Annotated in this window: 1 protein-coding gene; it reads right to left on the reverse strand. The window is 65.5% G+C overall.

Annotation, left to right across the window (positions count from 1 at the left end):
• Positions 1 to 658 (reverse strand): DNA topoisomerase (locus tag EOD15_RS35160; RefSeq protein WP_127409372.1); only part of this gene is annotated, 658 nt, incomplete at both ends.

Raw genomic sequence — 658 nt, forward strand, 5'->3', positions numbered from 1 at the left:
CAGCTATGTCGGTCCAGTATTCCTCGCCCTCGGCCAGATGCGGCTTGATCGACCAAGTGGCTTTCCAGCCACCGGCAAATGCCAGCTCAGCGCCATAGTGCAGGCGCTGCTGGAACGCGCGGATCTGTTCCTCCACCTCCACCACCAGCCGCAGGGCCGGGGTTTGCACGCGGCCCGCCGACAGCTTCTGGCCCGACTGCTTGCTCAGGATCGGGCTGACGGCGTAACCCACGAGCCGGTCCAGCACCCGCCGCCCTTCCTGCGCGTGCACCAGCTCCAGGTTGATTCCTCGCGGCTGCGCCAACGCAGCCTTCACCGCCTTTGCCGTGACTTCCTGGTAGGTCACGCGCTCGGGGTTTTTCAGCCGGAGAACCTGTTGCAGGTGCCACGCGATCGCCTCGCCTTCCCGGTCAGGATCGGTGGCCAGAACGACACGCTCGGCCTTGCTCGCAGCCTCACGCAGCTTCGCGACCGCACCGCGTGCTCGCTCGCCTATTTCGTAGCGTGCCGAAAAATCCTGGGCAACGCCCACAACCAGCTCGCCCGGTTCCTCACCCGTTGCCGGCAGGTCGCGGATATGGCCATAGCTGGCCATCACCACGTAATCGCTGCCGAGGAACTTGCCGATGGACTGCGCCTTGTGCGGCGACTCCACGAT

Source organism: Mesorhizobium sp. M7A.T.Ca.US.000.02.2.1 (assembly GCF_003996995.1).
Taxonomy (GTDB): Bacteria; Pseudomonadota; Alphaproteobacteria; order Rhizobiales; family Rhizobiaceae; genus Mesorhizobium.